We start from the raw sequence: 19,317 nt of genomic DNA on the forward strand, positions 1-19,317 counted from the left end.
AGAATAGGATTCATGACTTCCAGCCACCACCGCAATGAGGAACTGTTTGACCGAGCCCGCGGGCTGATGCCCGGCGGCGTGAACTCCCCGGTCCGGGCCTTCGGCTCGGTGGGCGGCACGCCGCGGTTCATGGTCTCCGCCAAGGGCGCCTACCTGACCGACGCCGACGGCGACCAGTACGTGGACCTCGTCTGCTCCTGGGGTCCGGCGCTGCTGGGCCACGCCCACCCGGCCGTGCTCACCGCCGTCCACGAGGCCGTCGACCGGGGCCTGTCCTTCGGCGCCTCCACCCCGGACGAGGCCAATCTCGCCGCGCTGGTCCGCGAACGGGTCCCCGCCGCGGAACGGGTCCGGATGGTTTCCACCGGCACCGAGGCCACCATGACCGCCATCCGGCTGGCCCGCGGCTACACCGGACGCAACCTTGTCATCAAGTTCGCCGGCTGCTACCACGGCCACCTCGACGGCCTGCTCGCCGCCGCCGGTTCCGGCCTGGCCACCCTGGCGCTTCCGGGCTCTGCCGGCGTCACCGCCGCCACCGCCGCGGAAACCCTCGTGCTGCCCTACAACGACCTCGCCGCCGTCGAGGCCGCCTTCGCCGCGCACGGGCCCAACATCGCCGCAGTCATCACCGAGGCCGCCCCCGCGAACATGGGCGTGGTGACCCCGGGGGAGGGCTTCAACGCGGGCCTGTCCCGGATCACCCGGGAGCACGGCGCGCTGCTGATCCTGGACGAGGTCCTCACGGGCTTCCGCACCGGCTACGCCGGCTACTGGGGCCTTACTGGCGGAGCGGCCGATGCCGCCGAACCGTGGGCTCCGGACCTGCTGACCTTCGGCAAGGTGATCGGCGGTGGCATGCCGACGGCGGCCCTGGGCGGCCGCGCCGACGTGATGGACTACCTCGCCCCGGTGGGCCCGGTCTACCAGGCCGGCACGCTCTCCGGTAACCCGGTGGCCATGGCCGCCGGCGTCGCGACCCTCACGCACGCCACCGCGGAGGTCTACGACTTCGTCGACGCCCGCTCGCTGGAACTCTCCGGCGCCCTGTCGGAGGCGCTGGACGCCGCCGGCGTCGACCACTCCATCCAGCGGGCCGGGAACCTGTTCTCCGTGGCCTTCGGGACCTCCGCCCGCGGCGTGCACAACTACGACGACGCCCAGGGCCAGGAGGTCTTCCGGTACGCGCCGTTCTTCCACTCCATGCTGGACTCCGGGGTGTACCTGCCGCCGTCGGTCTTCGAGGCCTGGTTCCTCTCCGCCGCGCACGACGACGCCGCCATGAACCGGATCTTCGACGCGCTCCCGGCCGCCGCCAAGGCCGCCGCGGCCGCCACCGCCTGACCGGCGCTTAAACGACTGAAGGCACCCGCCGCGGCGGGTGCCTTCAGTCGTTTAAGGAGGTGCTGCTAGAGGACGTCCGCCAGGAAGCCGCGGAGCCGTTCGGTCCGCGGGGCGGTGAAGACCTGTTCCGGGGCGCCGGACTCCACCACCTTGCCGGCGTCCATGAAAGTCACGGTGTCCGAGACGTTGCGGGAGAAGCCCATCTCGTGGGTCACCACCACCATGGTCATGCCGCCCTTGGCCAGGTCGGCCATGAGTGCCAGTACGCCCTTGACCAGCTCCGGGTCCAGCGCCGAGGTGGCCTCGTCGAAGAACATCACCTCGGGCTTCATGGCCAGCGCCCGGGCGATCGCCACGCGCTGCTGCTGGCCGCCGGAGAGGTTCGCGGGCCGGGAATCGGCCTTGTGCTTCAGGCCCACCAGGTCCAGCTGCGCCAGGGCCTCCTCGCGGGCCTGCTCCTTGGACATGCCGCGGAGCTTGCGCAGGGCCAGGGAGACGTTCTCCTCCACGGTCTTGTGCGGGAAGAGGTTGAACTGCTGGAAGACCATGCCGATGCGGCGGCGCAGCTCATCCGGGTTGTCCTTGAGCACGGACCGGCCGTCGAGCAGGATGTCGCCCTGGTCGGGTTCGATCAGCCGGTTCATGACCCGCAGCAGCGTCGACTTGCCGGAGCCGGAGGGGCCGATCACGGAGGCCGTGGTGCCCTTCTCGACGTGCAGGTCGATGCCGCGCAGGACGTGGTTTGACCCGAAGGACAGGTGGATGTTCTTTGCCGTCAGTGATCCGGACGCGAATTCGCTCATGCCTGGGCTCCCTTTCCGACGACGGCTGCAGCCTCGTCCGGTTGCTTCTTTTCCGGCCGGCCGGAACGCAGCCGGCGGTCGATCCAGTTGACGAAGTGCGTCAGCGGGACGGTCATGGCCAGGTAGAACACCGCGGCCGCCACGTACGGCGAGAGGTTGCCGCTGTTGCTGGCGGCGTCCTTGCCGATCTGGAAGATCTCCCGCTCACTGGCAATCAGGCCGAGCATGAAGACCAGGGAGGACTCCTTGATCAGCGAGATGAACTGGTTGACCAGCGCGGGGAGCACCCGGCGGACGCCCTGGGGCACCACCACCAGGCGCATTGCCGGGCCGTAGCCGAAGCCCAGGGCCCGGGTGGCCTCGAGCTGGCCCTTGTCCACGCTCTGGATGCCGGAACGGAAGATCTCGCCGATGTAGGCCGCGGACATCAGGGACAGCGCCGCGATGGCCATCGGGTAGGGGCTGGTCGAGCCGGTCAGCTGCCGGTAGATCGGCCCGAACCCAAGCCCGATGGCCAGGATGGTGAGGATGGGCGGCAGGCCGCGGAACACATCGGTGTAGATGCGGGCCACCCAGCGGGCGGCGGCGTTCCGGGAGATCCCCATCAGGGCAAGGAGCATGCCGAGGACTGTTCCGATGACGCCGGACGAGATGGCCAGCACCAGGGTGTTCGGCAGTCCGACGGCGAACATCTTGGGCACGACGGCCCAGATGGCATTCCAGTCAAGGAATGTTTCGGAGAGCAGTTTGAGGATATCCATGGAGCGCCTCCGCTACTTTGCGGGGACCTGGACGGCCTTGCTGCCCGGCTTCCAGCCCTGCGGGGTCTGTTCCTTGGCAGTGGGGCGGTCCGTGTACCACTGGGCGGTCAGCTTGGTCCAGGTGCCGTCGGCGATCACGGCATCGAGGCCGGCGTTCAGCGCGTCGATCAGCGGCTGGTTGTCCTTGTTCACGGCGTAGGCAGTGAAGTTCTGGGTGTTGACAACCTTTTCGGCGATCTTGGTGTTGTCGCCGTCCTTGACCTGGCCGGTGGCCTGCTGCGACGGGGCCACCCAGGCGTCAACCTGGCCGGACTTCACGTTCGCGTAGACGGTGTTGTAGTCCGGGAAGCGGACCGGCTCGAGCTTGAGGGTGTTGGTGACGTAGTCGTCCTGGACGGTGCCCTGGACGACGCCGATGCGGACGCCGTCCTTGAGGTCCGCGAAGCCCTTGATCTTGGAGTCGCTCTTGGTCACGACGGCCATGTAGCCGAAGTCGTAGCCGTTGGTGAAGCCCACGGTTTCGCGGCGCTTGTCCGTGGTGGAGATCGAGGAGGATCCGACGTCGAACTGCTTGTTCTTGACCTGGGAGAGCAGAGCGGAGAAGTCGGTGGAGGCGAACTCCACCTTCAGGCCCAGCTTCGCGCCGATGGCCCGCAGCAGCTCGTTGTCGTAGCCGGTGAACTTGCCGGAGGGATCGATGAAGATGTTCGGCGGGGCGTCGGAGAGGGTGCCCACGCGCAGGGTGCCCTCGCTGATCAGGCCGAGCTTGGACTTGTCGATCTTGTCCAGCGCCGGGACATCCTTGGTGGTGTACTTGTCCAGGGAGGTCTGGTCACTGCCCTGGAGGGCATCAGTCGGGGAGCCCGAGCTCTGGGCGGAGCCGCCGCCGCACGCGGCGAGGGAGACCGACAGGGCCACGGCCACCGGAAGGGCGGTGAGCCACTTCAAGGCTTTGCTTTTCATCACGCAATCACTTTCGTCTGAAGTCCTGGGGCGGCGGCGGGACAGCAGGTCCGGCCGCCGGAGGGCATGCCGCACCAAAGGCGGCACCGCAAAAGATAATTGTGTCACCGGGGCGTTGGGCCGGATCAAATCGAATTTCCGGGCGCTGTGACAGGGCGAGAGCGAATAACGCGCGTGTCATGTGGGCTGTGCGGCTTGAGAGCGGCGGCCACCGCCCAATGCACAGAATCCCGTCCGGTGCGGTGGGGCGTCCAGCCTGTGTGGAAGCTGTGTGTGGTCCGTCTCATTCTGCCGATCGGACGCCGAAAAGCAGGGTTCCGGCCGATCTTCCAGGCGGGACGTGTCGATTTATGACGCTGAAGCCCCGGCTTCCGCGGTGCGGCTAGAAGCCGCCCCGGCTTGCGTCCTCGGGCGGCAGGACGGGCCAGTCACCCTCGATCACGGCGGCCGGCTTGGTTTTCCGCAGGTAGCTCTGGAAGTCCGCTGCCTGGGCGGTGGCCCATTCCACCTGCAGCTGGTGCAGGTTGGCCGCCGGCATCCGAAGCTTCGGGAACTTTCCGGCCATCGCATCGAGGACCCGCAGGGTGGCGAGCGCGTCGGCGGCAGAGGTGTGGGCGTTGTCCAGGTCCACGCCGTACTCCTCGCAGAGGGCCGTCAGCGTGCGCTTGCCCTTGCGGTAGCGGTCCACCTGCTTGTTCATGATGTACGGGTCCAGGACCGGGTAACGGTGCAGCTGGGGCACCCCGTAGCGCGCGGATTCCGCCGCGAGGACCGTGAAGTCGTAGCTTGCGTTGAAGGCGATCACGGGCACCCCGGCGTCGAACAGTCCCTGCAGCACCCCGGCGAGTTCCCGGACCACCTCAGCGGCGGGCCGTCCCTCGCTGCGGGCCCGCTCCGTGGTGACGCCGTGGATGTCGCTGGCCTCGGTGGGGATCTCGACGCCGGGATCGGCGAGCCACTCGTGCTCCTTGATCACGGCGCCGTCCCCGTCCACCACGGTCACCGACGCCGTCACGATCCGGGCCGCGCGGGAGTTCCGGCCGGTGGTTTCGAGGTCGAATGCTGCGCGGGGGAGGGTGTGCCAGGTGCTCATGCAATTACGCTACCTGCTGCCACGGACAGTCTTGGGCAGCGACCTGCGGCCGGGGCGCGGAGGCGGCGACGGTACCCTTGATGGCATGCGGATGGAGTACGTGGAGGCGGTGCTGGAGCTCGGTGCGATGGTGCCTGCCGGGTCCGCCGTCGCCTATGGCGACGTGTCGGAGCTGCTGGGTTCCGGCGGCCCCCGGCAGGTCGGTGCGGTACTCAGCCACCACGGCAGCTCGATCCCCTGGTGGCGCATCATCCGGGCCAGCGGCGAGGCACCGCCGGGCCACGAGCGGGACGCGCTCGCCCACTACCTGACTGAGGGGACACCCCTGCGCGGCGATTTCCTGGACTTCCAGCGCAGCGGCGAGGGCCGGTGGCGGGTGGACATTGCGGCTGCCCGTTGGGCGCCCACCGACGAGGAATTCGCCGCGATCGACGCCGTGGCGGAGCGGCTGGAGCCCGCCAGCCGGAAACTGTCGGTGCCCGATGATGAAATGTTTGTGTGAGTAGCCCCAGCCACCGCCCCGCCGCCTTAAGTGACACCGTAGCCAGCCCCACCCCGGCCTCCACTGTGCTTAATCCCACCGTGCCCGGGCTGACGCTGCTGCCCCCCCGGACTCGGCACGCGCAGGCCCCGGAGCTGTCCGCGGACCAGCGCACCGCCGTCGAACCCGCGCGCGGGAGCGGGCCGGTCCTGGTGCCCGGCGCGCCCGGCACGGGCAAGTCCACGGTCCTGGTCGAGGCCGCGGTGCACCGGGCCCGGCGGGACGGCCTGGACCCCGAACGGATGCTCATCCTGGCCCCGGGCCGGCTCGCCGCCGACGCGTTGCGGGACCGCTTCACCGCGAGGCTGGACCGAAGCCTGAGCACGACGCCGGCACGCACCTGGGCGTCCTACGCCTTCGACCTGATCCGGCGGGCTAAAGCCGAGGGGGTCCTGCCGCTGCCGCGGGCGCCGAAGCTGCTCTCCGGTCCGGAACAGGACCTGATCATCAAGGAACTCCTCGAGGGCCACACGCGTCCGGGCTTCGAGCTGCCCTGGCCGGAGGACCTTGGCGCCGCCCTGCCCACCCGCGGCTTCCGGCAGGAGGTGCGGCAGCTCTTCGACCGGATCATCGAATCCGGGCGCACCGCCGAGGACCTCGCCGCCCTGGGCCGCCGTTGCGGCCGGCCGGACTGGGAGGCCGCCGCGGCGCTCTACGCCGAGTACCGCGACGTCCTGGACCTGCGGATGCCGGAATCCTTTGACCCCGCCGGCATCATCACCGCCGCCCGCCAGATCTTCCAGGACGCGCCGGAGTTCCTGGCCGCCGAACGGGACAGGCTGCAACTGATCCTGGTGGACGACATCCAGGAAGCGAACCCGGCCGTCTTCGAGCTGCTGGCCGACATCGCCTCCGGCAAGGACGCCCTGGTGACCTACTGCCCGGACACCGTCGTACAGGGCTTCCGCGGCGCCCGGCCCGACTTGGTGGCGGAGCTGCCCCGGCTGCTCGCCCCGGGCGGCGGCGTGCTGGAACGGCCGCTCTGGACGGCGCACCGTCAAGCCCCCGCCATCGGGCAGGCCTGGCAGGCCGTCGCGGAACGGATATCGCTCCGCTCCGGCGGCGCCACCGCCCGGCGGCTCGATTACCCGGCACCGGCGGCACCGGAGCCCGCCGCCCCAAACGCCGCCGCCCCACACCCGCCAATGTCCGGCACCGTGGAAGGGCACCTGCTGCCCTCACCGGTCCACGAACTGCGCTACGTCGCCCAGCGGATCCTCGAGGCGCAGCTGAACGACGGCCGTGCCCTGGGCGACATCGCCGTGATCGTCCGCAACGGCGGCCAACTCGGCCAGCTGCAACGGCACCTGGCCGGGCAGGGCATTCCCGTGCGGATTCCCGTGGCCGAGGCCGCCGTCCGGGACGAGGTTGCGGTGCGGCCGCTGCTGGACGCCTACGCCGTCGCCCTGGACCCCGAGGCCCTCACCGCCGAAGCCTCCGTGTCGCTGCTAACCTCCCGCATCGGCGGGGCAAGCTCCATCGAGCTGCGGCGGCTGCGCCAGACGCTGCGGCAGGACGAACTGCTCGGCGGCGGCGGGCGCGCCAGCGACGCCCTGCTGGTCGAAGCGCTGCTGGAACCGGGAGCGCTCGCCACGACCGGCCTGGAGGGACGCTCGGCGCGTCGGATCGCCCGGATGATCCACGCCGGACGCGAGGCCGCCGCCGCCCCGGGCGCCAACGCCGAGACCGTGCTGTGGGCGCTGTGGAACGCCACCGGCCTGGCGAAGCGCTGGACCGAGGCCGCCCTGGCCGGCGGTGCCGCCGGCGCCCGGGCGGACCGGGACCTGGACGCCATGATGGCCCTGTTCCACACCGCCGAACGCTACGTGGACCAGCTGCCAGGGTCCGGACCGGAACAGTTCCTCGAGTACCTGCTCAGCCAGGAACTGCCGATGGACACGCTGGCCGCCCGCGCCCAGCTGGAGGATGCGGTGGAGCTGATGACCCCGGCCAGCGCGGCAGGGCGGGAATGGCCCGTCGTCATCGTGCCCGGACTGCAGGAGGGCGTCTGGCCCAATACCCGGCTGCGCGGCGAGCTGCTGGGCAGCACCCTGTTCGCGGACGCGGTGGAACACGGGGTGGACTACGCGCTCCGCCTCGATCCGCTCAGCCGGCTCCGGGACATCCGCTACGACGAACTGCGCAGCTTTTCCACCGCCGTCTCCCGCGCCCGCGAGGTGCTGATCTGCACCGCTGTGTCGTCCGAGGATGAGCAGCCCTCGTCCTTCCTCGACTACGCAGCGCCGCTGTCCCCGGGCCAGGACCGGCGGGGCTACACCCCGGTGGAACGGCCGCTGACGCTGCGGGCCCTGGTCGCGGAACTGCGCCAACACGCCCAGGCCGGGACCGCCGAGGGCGAGGAGGCAGCAGCCGTCCTCGGGGCGCTCGCCGCCGCCGAACCGCCCGTGCCCGGCGCCCATCCGGACGAGTGGTGGGGCCTGGCCCCGCTGTCCTCTGTGGAACCCGTGGTGCCGCCCGGCGGCACGGTCTTCGTCTCACCCTCGAAGGTCGAGACGGTGCAGAAGTCGCCGCTGGACTGGTTCGTCCAGGCCGCCGGCGGGGAGGCCGCCACCGACTTCGCCCGCAGCCTCGGCACCCTCGTCCACGCCATCGCGCAGGACCTTCCCGAGGCCTCCGGCGGCGAATACGTGGCCGAGCTGGTCAAACGCTGGCCCACCCTGGGCATGAAGGACAACTGGGAGGGCAAACTGGACTTCCAGCGGGCCGAGGGCATGGTGCGCAAGCTCGCTCAGTACGTCTTGGTGATGCGTAGCGAGGGCCGCAGCCTGCTCGGGGTTGAGCAGGATTTCGAGGTCAAGCTGGCCGACGTCGTCCCAGCCGGAGCTGCAGACGACGGCGACGGCTGGCCCGCGCGCGCGGCGGTGCTCCGCGGCCAGGTGGACCGGCTGGAGATCGACGGCGAGGGCCGGCTGGTGATCGTGGATTTGAAGACCGGCAAACGCCAGCCCGGCAAGGCGGAGCTGGAACGCCACCCGCAGCTCGGCGCCTACCAGGCGGCCGTCCTGGCCGGCGGTTTCGCAGGCCCCGACGACGGGCCGCCGCCCCGGCCCGGCGGCGCCGTCCTCGCCCAGCTGGGTACCACCACCAAGAGCCCGGGCGTGCAGCACCAGCCGCCGCTGGATCCCGACGCCAACTGGGCCCTGGACCTGGTGAACGACTCCGCCCGCGTCATGTCCGGCAGCACGTTCGAGGCCCGTCACGACCCGCCCAAGGGCGGCCACGGCGGCCACGGGTGCCGCCTGCCCGAGGTCTGCCCGCTCTGCGCCCGAGGAAAGCAGGTCACCGAATGAGCCTCCCCGAACCACGCTTCAGTCCGGAGGAGCTCTCGGTCATGCTCGGGGAAAAGAACCGCCCCACGGAGGAGCAGTCGCTGATCATTTCCTCGCCGCTGGCGCCCCGGCTGGTCATCGCCGGCGCCGGCTCCGGGAAGACCGCCACCATGGCGGACCGGGTGGTCTGGCTGGTCGCCAACGGCTGGGTCAGCCCCGAAGAAGTCCTCGGCGTTACCTTCACCCGCAAGGCTGCCGGCGAACTGGCCACCCGGATCCGGGCCAAGCTCTCCGCCCTGGCCCGGATCGCCGCCGAGGACCGGGACCACTCGGTCTTCCCCGCCGGGCTGCTCAGCACCGAGGCGCTCGAGCCGAAAGTCTCCACCTACCACTCCTACGCCAGCGGGATCGTTTCCGACTACGGCCTCCGGCTCGGCGTCGAACGCGACGTCGTGCTGCTGGGGGCCGCGCAGTCGTTCCAGCTCGCCGGCGAGGTGGTCGAAGCCTACGACGGCGACTACGAGCACTTCCGCGCCGCTAAATCCACCTTGGTCAAGGCAGTCATCCAGCTCGCGGGGGAGTGCGCCGAACACCTGCAGGAGCCGGCCGGGGTCCGTGCCTGGCTGCTGGACCGGGTCCAGGAATTCGAGTCCCTGCCGTACCTGGCCACCGCCAAGAAGAACCCCACCCAGGCCGCGGCCGAGCTCAGCGCCCTGTTCCGGACGCGCGCCAGCGTGGCGGACATGGTGGGCCGGTACGCGGAGGCCAAGCGTGCCCGCGGCGCCCTCGACTTCGGCGACCTCGTGGCCCTGGCCGCCCGCGTTGCCAGCGAGATCCCGCTGGCCGCGCAGACCGAACGGCAGCGCTACAAGGTGGTGCTGCTGGACGAATTCCAGGACACCTCGCACGCCCAGCTGGTGCTGTTCTCCCGGCTCTTCGCCGGCGGCCACGCCGTCACCGCTGTCGGGGACCCCAACCAGTCCATCTACGGCTTCCGCGGCGCCTCCGCGGGGCAGCTCTTCCACTTCGTGCGGGAGTTCCCGGTAATGGTCGAAGAAGCCGGCTCCGATGCCGCCGGCGACGAGGGCGACGGCGGCGGGGAACGCCGCTTCGCCGTGGCGCCGACGTCGTACCTGACCACGGCCTGGCGCAACGGCCGCACCATCCTCGACGCCGCCAACGTCATCTCGGCACCGCTCAGCCGCGCCGCCGGGGAAGCCGGTCCCGCCGGCGCCCGGGACACCGCCCCCGCCGTCGAGGTTCCGCCGCTGCAACCCAGCCCCGCCGCGGTGGAGGGCCGCGTGGTGATGGGCCGGTTCGGCACCGACGAGGAGGAAGCCGCCGCCATCGCCGGCGACGTCCTGACCTACCGCCGGACCGACTTCAGCGGCAACGCCGGCACCGGAGACTTCGAACCGCCCGCGATGGCCGTGCTCTGCCGGCGCCGCGCCCAGATGGAGTGCATCCGCAAGGAATTCGAGCTCCGCGGCATCCCGTATGAGATCGTCGGCCTCGGGGGGCTTCTGGACACCCCGGAAATCGTCGACCTCGTCGCCACCCTCCGCGTCCTGGCGGATCCGGGCCGGTCGGACTCGCTGATGCGACTGCTGGCCGGCGCCCGCTGGCGGATCGGACCCGCGGACCTGATGGCCTTCCGCGACTGGTCCAGCTTTTTGGCCCGGCGGCGCGGGGCGCCCGAGGCCGGCGACGACCTCGAGGACGACGCCGACGCGGCCGTCATCGAAAGGGACCTCACCGACGGCGCCAGCCTGGTCGAGGCGCTGGACTGGCTGCCCCGGCCCGGCTGGACCTCGGCCCACGGACGGCAGCTCGGGGCCGAGGCCCTCGGCCGGCTGCAGCGGCTCTCGGCCGAACTCCGCCAGCTGCGCAGCTTCATGGGCGACGACCTGACCACCCTGCTGGGCGAGGTGGAACGGTCCATGCTGCTCGACATCGAGGTGGCCGCCCGGCCCGGCATCAGCATCCACCAGGCCCGCCGCAACCTGGACGCCTTCCAGGACGCGGCCGCCGGGTTTCTGCACACGTCCCAGCGCGTGGACGTCCTGGCCTTCCTGGCCTGGCTTGAGGCGGCCGCAGCCGAGGAGAACGGCCTCGACGCCGCCGCCCCCGAGGCCAACCACGAGGCCGTCCAACTGCTCACGGTGCACGCTTCCAAGGGCCTTGAGTGGGACGTGGTGTTCGTCCCCGGGCTGAACGCCGGCGCGTTTCCGAGCAGCCGCGACTCCCGCTGGAGCAGCGGCTCCGCGGCCCTGCCCTGGCCCCTGCGCGGCGACCGCGCGGACCTGCCGCAATGGGACCTCGAGCACCCGGACCAGAAGGGCTGGCTCGACGCCGAAAAGGACTTCAAGGCCGACGTTCAGGCCCACGGCGAGGCCGAAGAGCGGCGCCTGGCCTACGTCGCCTACACCCGGGCAAAGCACGTGCTCTGGGTCTCCAGCGCCGCGTGGGTGGGCTCCCGGGCCGGCATCGCCGACATGTCCCCGTTCCTGGCCGAACTGGAAACCCTGGTGGGCAGGGGGAGTGCCGCGGTCCACCCGCTCTCGGTCACCGAGGACGCCCTGCCGGAGGAAAGCCCGCTGACCTCGGAACTCGAGCTGGCCGGGTGGCCCTACGACCCGCTGGAGGGCCCGATCAACCCCCGCACCGGGGCACGGCTGCGCCTGCGGCCGGGTCGCCGCGCGGCCATGGACTCCGCGGCCGCCCTGGTCCTGGACCACCTGCAGCGGTCCGGGGCCGGGCACCTGCCGGCGCCCGCCCCGCCGGGACAGCCGCTGCGCGGGCCCGCCGGCGGCTGGGCCCAGGAGGCCGCCACCCTGCTGGACCGCCGCAACCGGCGCACCACCGTCCACGAGGTGCACCTGCCCGGACACATCTCCGCCTCCACCCTGGTGGACCTGGACGAGGATCCCGGCGCCGTGGTGGCCCGGCTGCGGCGGCCCGTGCCGCGCGAGCCCGGGATGTCCGCCCGCAAGGGCACCGCGTTCCACTCCTGGGTGGAGGAGTATTTCGGCACGGCCGGGATGCTGGATTTGGGGGAGGCCCCCGGTTCGGACGGGCACATCGATGAGGCCTACGGCCTGGAGGCCATGGTCGAGACCTTCCGGCGCTCCGAATGGGCGGACCGGGCTCCCGCGCACGTGGAGGTCCCGGTGGAGACCAGGATCGGCGACGTGGTGGTGCGCGGCCGGATCGACGCCGTCTTCCGCGACTTAGACGGCGGCTGGGACCTGGTGGACTGGAAGACCGGTCGCCGGCCCTCGGCGCGGCAGCTCACGACGAAGGCGGTCCAGCTGGCCGTGTACCGGCTCGCCTGGTCACGACTGAAGGGCGTGCCCCTCGAGGAGGTCCGGGCGGCGTTCTACTACGTGGCCGACGACGCCGTGGTGCGCCCGCACGACCTGGGCAGCGCGGCGGAACTCGAACGGATCGTCGCCGGTGCGCTCGACAGGCCGGTGGGCAGCCCGGGCAGTTAGGACTGGCTACTGGCGGTGGAGCGGCACGACGGTCAGCGCCGTCGTGGACGTGTCCTCGCCGCTGGCCGGAGCAGGAGTGTCTGCGACGGCCGGGCTGTCTGCACCGGCAGGGCTGTCGGAGTCCGTTTCGCTGCGGTCCTCCGCGCTGGGGCGGGGCGGCGCGACGTCGGAGTCATCGACGTCGTCCGCTCCGTCGTCCTCGCCCTTCGCGTCCGAGGAGACACCGTCCCGCGAGACCCCGTCCGAAGATTCCTCGTCGGCCGCCGGGGTGTCGGGGATCGGGGTGACGTGGACGGCGGGAGCCGCGGCGAGCGGGGCGGGCTGCCCCGTGGCCGCCTCAGGCGCGGCCATCCCGGGAGTCTCGGCCTCGGGCTCGATCGGTTGCACCGTGACCGCCGGTGCATGTGTGGGCGCCGGAGCGGGCAGCGGTTCGACGCTGATCGGCTGGCCGCCGTGGGCCGCGACGTCGTCGGCCAGCAGCGCCAGCATCGACTCGCCCTCCGCGACCATCGCGGTGTCCCCGGCAGCCAAACCACGGACCAGGTACTGGGCCAGGGCGAACTCCGCGGACAGGGCCGCCCGGCGCAACAGGTGGGCGTCGGGGGTATCCCGGCGCGCGGAGGAGTACGCGGCCAGAACGCTGTCCACGAAGTCCTGGTCATTGGAGGCGACCAGCCAGGCCATGTCGTCGGCGGGGTCGCCGATCCGCAGGTCGGTCCAGCCGGTCACGGCGGTGACCCGCTCGCCGTCGACCATGATGTTGTCCTCGTGCAGGTCCCCGTGCACCACGCTGGGGTTGAAGCGCCACAGAGTGACGTCCTCCAGTGCGTGTTCCCAGCGGCGCAGCAACAGCGGCGGGATCTTCCCGGTCGTGGCGGCCTGGTCCAGCTCGTTGAGCCGGCGCTGGCGGAACTCGTTCGGGGTGTAGGTGGGCAGGTCGGCGTTGCTGACCAGCGAATGCGGAAGATCGTGGATCGCGGCGAGGGCGGCTCCGACCTCCCGGGCCAGCGCGGGCGTACCGGCGCCCAGTTCCTCCACGGAACGGGTGCGGCCCGCGAGGTGGGCGTACACAAACGTGCTCAGCTCACCCTGCCGGACGGTTCCGGCCACGGTGGGCATCAGGAACGGCAGTTCGGCACGGATCCCGGGGGTGAAGGCCCGCAGCACCAGGAACTCGGTCTCCAGCCGTGCGCTGGCCTCCGCATGCCGCGGCGACCGGACGCGCCAGCGCTTCCCCTCGGAATCCAGCAGCAGGGCAGAGTCGAAGTCAGCCGCATCGTCGGGCGCGGAGCACACGACCGTAGGGGTCAGTCCGGGGACCGCTGCCGTCGCTACCGCTGCCAGTTCGATTGGGTTTCTTCTCACGTTCCCACGGTAGATTGACCGGCGCCCAACACGGCGAGGCCGGGCGGCGAGTCTGAAAGTTCGGCCCGAAAACGCCCTCCGGACCCGGCGTACACAGGCCCCGCGGGGCCGTCGCCGGCCTTCCTGGCAAATGTCAATTGTCAGCGGGGGTGGGTACGGTGGAGATATGAGTCTTCCGGAGCCGTCCGCGTCCACCACCACGACTCCTGCCGCATCCCGGCAGGACGGGACCGGACAGCCGGCCAACCACCTCAGGGAGACCGTCCTTCCGGTCCGGGCCGCCCTCATCGACCGGCGCTCCGCCGCACGCATGCGCCCCGGGATGCTCGACGAACTCCTGGACACCGACGGCGTGCAGGCCATGGTGCTCTCCCGCCGCCAGGCGCTGGTGGGCGGGGACGGCATAGTGTTCCTCGACGCCAAGGCGCTCGCGGGCCGGCTCAAGGGCACCGATTTCGAACCCCTCCACGTCGTCTACCTCGGGGCTTCCCTCGACGAGGGCAACGGGAACCCGGCCCCGGCGTCCACGCCCGGCAGCGAGTTCGTGCTGTTCATCCTGCCGGAGCAGTTCGAGGTCCGCGCCGAGCCGTTCGAGCAGCACGTCGACGGGATCCCTGCCGGGACGCAATGGGCCGGGTTCCGCGAGGTGGCGGGACGTCTCGACGCCCCGGACACTGCACTGTTCATCGAAGCCAGCGCCATCGCCAACTGGCACGCCACCCACACCCACTGCCCGCGCTGCGGGACCGCCACAACCACCGAAGCCGGCGGCTGGGTGCGGCGGTGCCCGGCGGACAACTCCGAGCACTACCCCCGCACCGATCCCGCGATCATCGTCACGGTGGTCGGCCCGGACGGCCGGCTCCTGCTCGGCGGCGGCGGACCGCTGGACGCGAAGAACTATTCCACGCTGGCAGGCTTCGTCGAACCGGGCGAATCACTCGAACAGGCCGTCGTCCGTGAGATCGGCGAGGAGGTCGGCGTGCGGGTGACCGCGTCCCAGTACCTGGGATCGCAGTCCTGGCCGTTCCCGGCATCGCTGATGCTCGGCTTCACCGCCACCACCGAGGACACGGAGGCCCGGCCCGACGGCGTCGAGGTCACCCGCGCCCGCTGGTTCAGCCGGGAGGAACTGCAGGAAGCGGTCTCCAGCGGTGAGATCACCATCTCCAGCCGGCTCTCCATAGCCCGGGCCCTGATTGAACACTGGTATGGCGGCGTCATCCAGGACGCCCCCGTCACCTCCTGACCCTCCGATATTTGAGCAGCAGACGTGAACACAGATCTTTTCTCCGCCGGGTCATTTCCCGGCACCCCGCCCGCAGAAGGGCTTCCCGCCGCGGATGAGCGTTCCCTCGAGGACCGCATCCTCGGCGGCCTCGACGCCGAACAGCGCGAGGTGGCCAGCAACCTCACCGGGCCCATGTGCGTCCTCGCCGGCGCCGGCACCGGCAAGACCCGCGCCATCACTCACCGCATCGCCTACGGCGTGCACTCCGGCGTCTACAGCCCGCAGCGGCTGCTGGCCGTCACGTTCACCGCCCGGGCCGCGGCGGAAATGCGCAGCCGGCTCCGTGACCTCGGTGTCGGCAACGTCCAGGCCCGCACCTTCCACGCCGCGGCCCTCCGCCAGCTGCAGTTCTTCTGGCCCCAGGCGATCGGCGGAGCCCTGCCGAACCTGCTGGACCACAAGGCCCAGATGATCGCCGAGGCCGCCCGCCGGCTGCGGCTCAGCACCGACCGGGCCTCCATCCGAGACCTCGCCTCCGAGATCGAATGGGCCAAGGTCTCCATGCTCACCCCGGCCAACTACCTGGAGAAGGCCCAGGGCCGCGGCACCCCCGGCGGGTTCGACCTGACGGCCGTCGCCCGCGTCTTCCAGTCCTACGAGGACGTCAAGACGGACCGCAATGTCATCGACTTCGAGGACGTCCTGCTGATCACCGTCGGGATCCTGCAGGAGGACCCGAAGGTCGCCGCCACCGTCCGGGAGCAGTACCGGCACTTCGTGGTGGACGAATACCAGGACGTCTCGCCGCTGCAGCAGCGGCTCCTCGAACTCTGGCTGGGCGGCCGTGACGATCTCTGCGTCGTGGGCGACGCGAGCCAGACCATCTACTCCTTCACGGGCGCGTCCCCCAAGCACCTGCTGGGCTTCAAGGCGCAGTACCCGGAAGCCACCGTGGTGAAGCTGGTCCGCGACTACCGGTCCACCCCGCAGGTGGTCCGGCTCGCCAACGACCTGCTCGCCGGCCGGCGCAGCGGCGGCCCCGTCGCGGACGCGGCCTGGGCGACGCCGTTGCAGCTCGTCGCGCAGCGTCCCGCCGGTCCCGTGCCGCACTTCACCGAGTGCTCCGACGACGAGGCGGAGGCCGCCACGGCCGCCCAGAACATCAAGGCACTGCTGGAGGCGGGCACGCCGGCCAGCCAGATCGCCGTGCTCTTCCGCACCAACGGCCAGTCGGAGGCGTACGAGCAGGCCCTCGCCTCGGCCGGCATCGGCTACCAGCTCCGCGGCGGGGAACGGTTCTTCGCCCGGAAGGAAGTCCGGGACGCCATCCTGCAGCTGCGGGCCGCCACCCGGGCCATCGACGGCGCGGACGGACCCGAACCGCTGGGCCAGCTGGTCCGGGACATCGTGTCCTCGCTCGGCTACACCGAGGAGGCACCGCACAACGGCGGCGCCCTGCGGGAACGCTGGGAATCCCTGGCCGCCCTCGTGGCGCTGGCGGACGAGCTCGTAACAGCCCGGGGACCGCAGTTCGGCCTCGCCGAGTTCGTCAACGAACTCCAGGAACGCTCCCTCGCCCAGCACGCCCCGACGGTCCAGGGCGTCACCCTCGCCTCGCTGCACGCGGCCAAGGGCCTGGAATGGGAGGCGGTGTTCCTGGTGGGCCTCAGCGAGGGCCTGATGCCCATCTCCTTCGCCGACACCCCCGAAGCCGTCGACGAGGAACGCCGTCTCCTCTACGTCGGCATCACCCGCGCCAAGGAACACCTGTACCTCTCCTGGTCCACCGCCAGGACCCCTGGCGGCCGCGCGAACCGCAAGCCCTCCCGCTTCCTGGACGGGCTGCGGCCGGATTCCGTCGCGTCCTCGAGCGCCCGCGGCAAGGGCTCCGCCCCGCGCCGCAAGGCCGCCGCGCCGGCGTCGTGCCGGGTGTGCGGCAGCATGCTCAGCAGCGGCGCCGAACGAAAGGTGGGCCGCTGCAACCAGTGCCCGCCCAGTTACGAGGAGCAGACGTTTGACGCGCTGCGCCAGTGGCGGAAGGCCACGGCGCTGGAATCGGACGTCCCGGCATTCGTGGTCTTCACCGACGCTACCCTGACGGCCATCGCCGAGGCCCGCCCGGCGACCCTCCAGGAGCTCGCCACGCTGCCCGGTGTCGGCGCCTCCAAGCTGGAGAAGTACGGCGAGGCGGTCCTGGCCATCCTCGCGGAAAGCACCACCGCCTGATGCCGGGCAAGGCAACGGGAACGCCGGTGACGACAGCAGACGGGGCGCCGGTGGAGGTGCGCCGCTCGGCCCGGCGCCGCCGGACCGTGGCGGCCTTCTGGGAGAACGGCACCGCCGTCGTGGCCATCCCCGCGCACTTCAGCGGAGCCCAGGAACGTGAATGGGTGGAGCGGATGCTGGCCAAGCTCCGCGCCCAGGGAAGCCGGGGGCAGAAGGGGAACGGCCGGCGCCGGCCGGGCAGCGATGCGGCCCTGGCGTCCCGGGCGGCGGAGCTCTCCTCCACCTACCTGGGTGGCCGGGCTGAGCCCGTGTCGGTCCGCTGGGTGACCAACCAAAACTCCCGCTGGGGCTCGGCGACGCCGTCGGAGGGCACCATCCGGCTCTCGCACAAGCTGCAGCAGATGCCGCAATGGGTCATCGACTATGTGCTGCTGCACGAACTCGCGCACCTGCTGGTCGCGGCCCACAACGCCGCGTTCTGGCGGCTGCTGTCGGCCTACCCGGAGACGGAGCGGGCCAAGGCCTTCCTTGAGGGCGTCTCGTTCGCCACCGCCCGCGGGCTCCTCGCCGACGAGGACGACGTCAAGGAAGCCCCGGTCGGCTAAGTCCGCGGTCTAAGCGCCGCCGGCTAAGCGCTGCAGACTAAGCCCGGGCGCCGGGGCCGAACTGAACGGCCGCAGGGGAGCCCGGGCCGGTCAGGCCCGGACGCGCCCGGCGGACTAGGCCTTGGGGGAGTCCCCGTCGGAGGTACCGGCGTCTCCCTTGGCGTCGCCGTTACCAGCGCCGCCGTCGCCCTTCTCGCTCCCGCCGGCACCGGTGCTGTCACCGGTGCCGGGCTCGGGCGCCTCGTCGAAGCCGCCGCTGAGCAGCTTCTGCAACGCGTCGTCGACCTCGGTGTCGGAGGCCTCCGCCAGCTTGCGGCGTTCGCTGAAGCCCTTCGGGTCATCAAGGTCCTCGGCGGTGGGCAGCAGGTCGGGGTGCTGCCAGATGGCGTCCCGGCCCTCCACGCCGCGTTCCTCTTTCAACTGGGCCCAGAGGGTGGCGGCTTCGCGCAGCCGGCGCGGCCGCAGCTCCAGGCCCACCAGGGAGGAGAAGGCGTGTTCGGCCGGTCCGCCGGTGGCGCGTCGGCGGCGGACCGTCTCGCGAAGGGCCGCCGCGGAGGGCAGCAGCTTCTCGGTGGCGGCGGCGGTCAGCTCGTCCACCCAGCCCTCCACCAGGGCCAGAGCGGTCTCGAGCTTCTCCAGTGCCTGGTCCTGGGCGGGGGTGCGCTGCGGCATGAAGACACCCTGGGAGAGTGCCTCTTGGATGCCCTCGGGGTTGCTGGGGTCCAGCTCCCGGGCGAGGTCCTCGATCTTGGAGGTGTCGATGTGGATGCCCCGGGCGTAGGCCTCGATGGCGCCCAGCAGGTGGCCGCGCAGCCAGGGGACCTGGACGAAGAGCCGGGCGTGGGCTGCCTCGCGGACGGCCAGGAAGAGCCGGATGTCGTTCTCGGGAAGGCTGAGGCCCTCACCGAACTTGGCCACGTTGGCGGGCAGGAGCGCCATCTCCAGGTCGGCCAGCGGGACGCCGATGTCGGTGGAGCTGACCACCTCGGCGGAGAGGGCGCCGATCGCCTGGCCCAGCTGCATGCCGAAGATCGCGCCGCCCATGTTCTGCAGCATCGAGGAGGCGCCGCCCATCATGGACTTCATTTCCTCGGGCATCTGTTCGGTCATCGCGGTGGAGAGCGCGTTGGCGATGCTGTTGGCCACCGGTTCGGTCAGCCGCTTCCAGGTGCCCAGGGTTTCCTCGACCCACTCGGCCCGGGACCAGGCACGGCCGATCAGGCCCGTGGAGGGCAGCTCGGTGACCTGGTCCAGCCACAGCTCGGCCAGCCGGAGCGCCTCGTCCACCTCGCGGGACTGGGCGGCGGTGACGGAGGGGTCGGAGCCGCTGGCCGCGACCCGGCGGGCGTTCTCGTGCGCCAGCTGCCAGTTGACGGGCCCGTCGGAGGAGGAGCTCATCATGGCCTGGACCTGCGAGAACATCTGTGCCAGCAGGTTGGGGTCATCGGGCAGGCCCGCGGCCTTGGCCAGTTCGGCCGGATCGATGTTCCCCATGCCCTTGCCGCCCATCAGGTTCTGCAGCATTTCCGCCAGCGGATCCTTGGGCTCGTCGTCCCCGTTGGACGGTTGGTGTGGGTTAGAGGTCATGATCCCGCCGATCG

13 protein-coding genes are annotated in these 19,317 nt (G+C 71.2%); 7 read left to right on the forward strand and 6 right to left on the reverse strand.

Translation table 11 applies throughout. From position 1 onward, the window contains the following. Positions 1 to 12 precede the first annotated feature (12 nt). The gene (hemL, locus tag ABC337_RS13385) at positions 13 to 1,344 is read left to right on the forward strand and encodes a glutamate-1-semialdehyde 2,1-aminomutase (RefSeq protein WP_412883550.1); all 1,332 of its coding nucleotides are present in this window, start codon (positions 13 to 15) and stop codon (positions 1,342 to 1,344) included. A gap of 65 nt (positions 1,345 to 1,409) precedes the next feature. Here hemL and ABC337_RS13390 read toward each other — a convergent pair whose 3' ends face one another. From ABC337_RS13390 to ABC337_RS13405, 4 genes are all read right to left on the reverse strand, one after another. Next, positions 1,410 to 2,147: an amino acid ABC transporter ATP-binding protein gene (locus ABC337_RS13390; protein WP_412883549.1), complete on the reverse strand. Its 738-nt coding sequence runs from the start codon at positions 2,145 to 2,147 to the stop codon at positions 1,410 to 1,412. Further along, entirely contained in the window at positions 2,144 to 2,908 is a 765-nt protein-coding gene (locus tag ABC337_RS13395) for an amino acid ABC transporter permease (RefSeq protein ID WP_412883548.1), read from the reverse strand. The genes ABC337_RS13390 and ABC337_RS13395 overlap by 4 nt, the downstream gene beginning before the upstream one ends. Before the next feature lie 12 nt (positions 2,909 to 2,920). Next, complete coding sequence (locus ABC337_RS13400) at positions 2,921 to 3,871, reverse strand: ABC transporter substrate-binding protein (protein ID WP_412883547.1); 951 nt, start codon at positions 3,869 to 3,871, stop codon at positions 2,921 to 2,923. Positions 3,872 to 4,253: 382 nt separating this feature from the next. Next, complete coding sequence (locus ABC337_RS13405) at positions 4,254 to 4,964, reverse strand: 3'-5' exonuclease (RefSeq protein WP_412883546.1); 711 nt, start codon at positions 4,962 to 4,964, stop codon at positions 4,254 to 4,256. 85 nt (positions 4,965 to 5,049) lie between these two features. Here ABC337_RS13405 and ABC337_RS13410 point away from each other — a divergent pair, with 85 nt between their 5' ends. The 3 genes from ABC337_RS13410 (at position 5,050) to ABC337_RS13420 (ending at position 12,289) form a co-directional block, all read left to right on the forward strand. Further along, positions 5,050 to 5,466 (forward strand): MGMT family protein, encoded by a 417-nt coding sequence (locus tag ABC337_RS13410; RefSeq protein WP_412883545.1) that lies wholly within the window; start codon positions 5,050 to 5,052, stop codon positions 5,464 to 5,466. An 89-nt stretch (positions 5,467 to 5,555) separates the two neighbouring features. Beyond that, the gene (locus ABC337_RS13415) at positions 5,556 to 8,816 is read left to right on the forward strand and encodes an ATP-dependent helicase (protein WP_412884926.1); all 3,261 of its coding nucleotides are present in this window, start codon (positions 5,556 to 5,558) and stop codon (positions 8,814 to 8,816) included. After that, positions 8,813 to 12,289 (forward strand): ATP-dependent helicase, encoded by a 3,477-nt coding sequence (locus ABC337_RS13420; protein WP_412883544.1) that lies wholly within the window; start codon positions 8,813 to 8,815, stop codon positions 12,287 to 12,289. The genes ABC337_RS13415 and ABC337_RS13420 overlap by 4 nt, the downstream gene beginning before the upstream one ends. 6 nt (positions 12,290 to 12,295) lie before the next feature. Here the strand turns inward: ABC337_RS13420 and ABC337_RS13425 are convergent, their stop codons facing one another. After that, complete coding sequence (locus ABC337_RS13425; RefSeq protein ID WP_412883543.1) at positions 12,296 to 13,654, reverse strand: macrolide 2'-phosphotransferase; 1,359 nt, start codon at positions 13,652 to 13,654, stop codon at positions 12,296 to 12,298. 166 nt (positions 13,655 to 13,820) lie between these two features. Between ABC337_RS13425 and nudC the strand changes: the two genes are divergently transcribed. The 3 genes from nudC (at position 13,821) to ABC337_RS13440 (ending at position 17,716) form a co-directional block, all read left to right on the forward strand. Beyond that, positions 13,821 to 14,903 carry an NAD(+) diphosphatase gene (gene nudC / locus ABC337_RS13430; RefSeq protein WP_412883542.1) on the forward strand — a complete coding sequence of 361 codons (1,083 nt, stop codon included), beginning with the start codon at positions 13,821 to 13,823 and terminating at the stop codon, positions 14,901 to 14,903. 117 nt (positions 14,904 to 15,020) lie between these two features. After that, entirely contained in the window at positions 15,021 to 17,111 is a 2,091-nt protein-coding gene (locus ABC337_RS13435) for an ATP-dependent DNA helicase UvrD2 (RefSeq protein ID WP_412884925.1), read from the forward strand. Then, positions 17,111 to 17,716: a M48 metallopeptidase family protein gene (locus tag ABC337_RS13440; protein ID WP_412883541.1), complete on the forward strand. Its 606-nt coding sequence runs from the start codon at positions 17,111 to 17,113 to the stop codon at positions 17,714 to 17,716. The genes ABC337_RS13435 and ABC337_RS13440 overlap by 1 nt, the downstream gene beginning before the upstream one ends. Before the next feature lie 114 nt (positions 17,717 to 17,830). On the opposite strand, the gene ABC337_RS13445 is transcribed toward ABC337_RS13440, so the two are convergent. Continuing rightward, the gene (locus tag ABC337_RS13445) at positions 17,831 to 19,303 is read right to left on the reverse strand and encodes a zinc-dependent metalloprotease (RefSeq protein WP_412883540.1); all 1,473 of its coding nucleotides are present in this window, start codon (positions 19,301 to 19,303) and stop codon (positions 17,831 to 17,833) included. Positions 19,304 to 19,317: the final 14 nt, after the last annotated feature.

This window comes from Arthrobacter phoenicis (assembly GCF_047238215.1).
Lineage (GTDB): Bacteria > Actinomycetota > Actinomycetes > Actinomycetales > Micrococcaceae > Arthrobacter.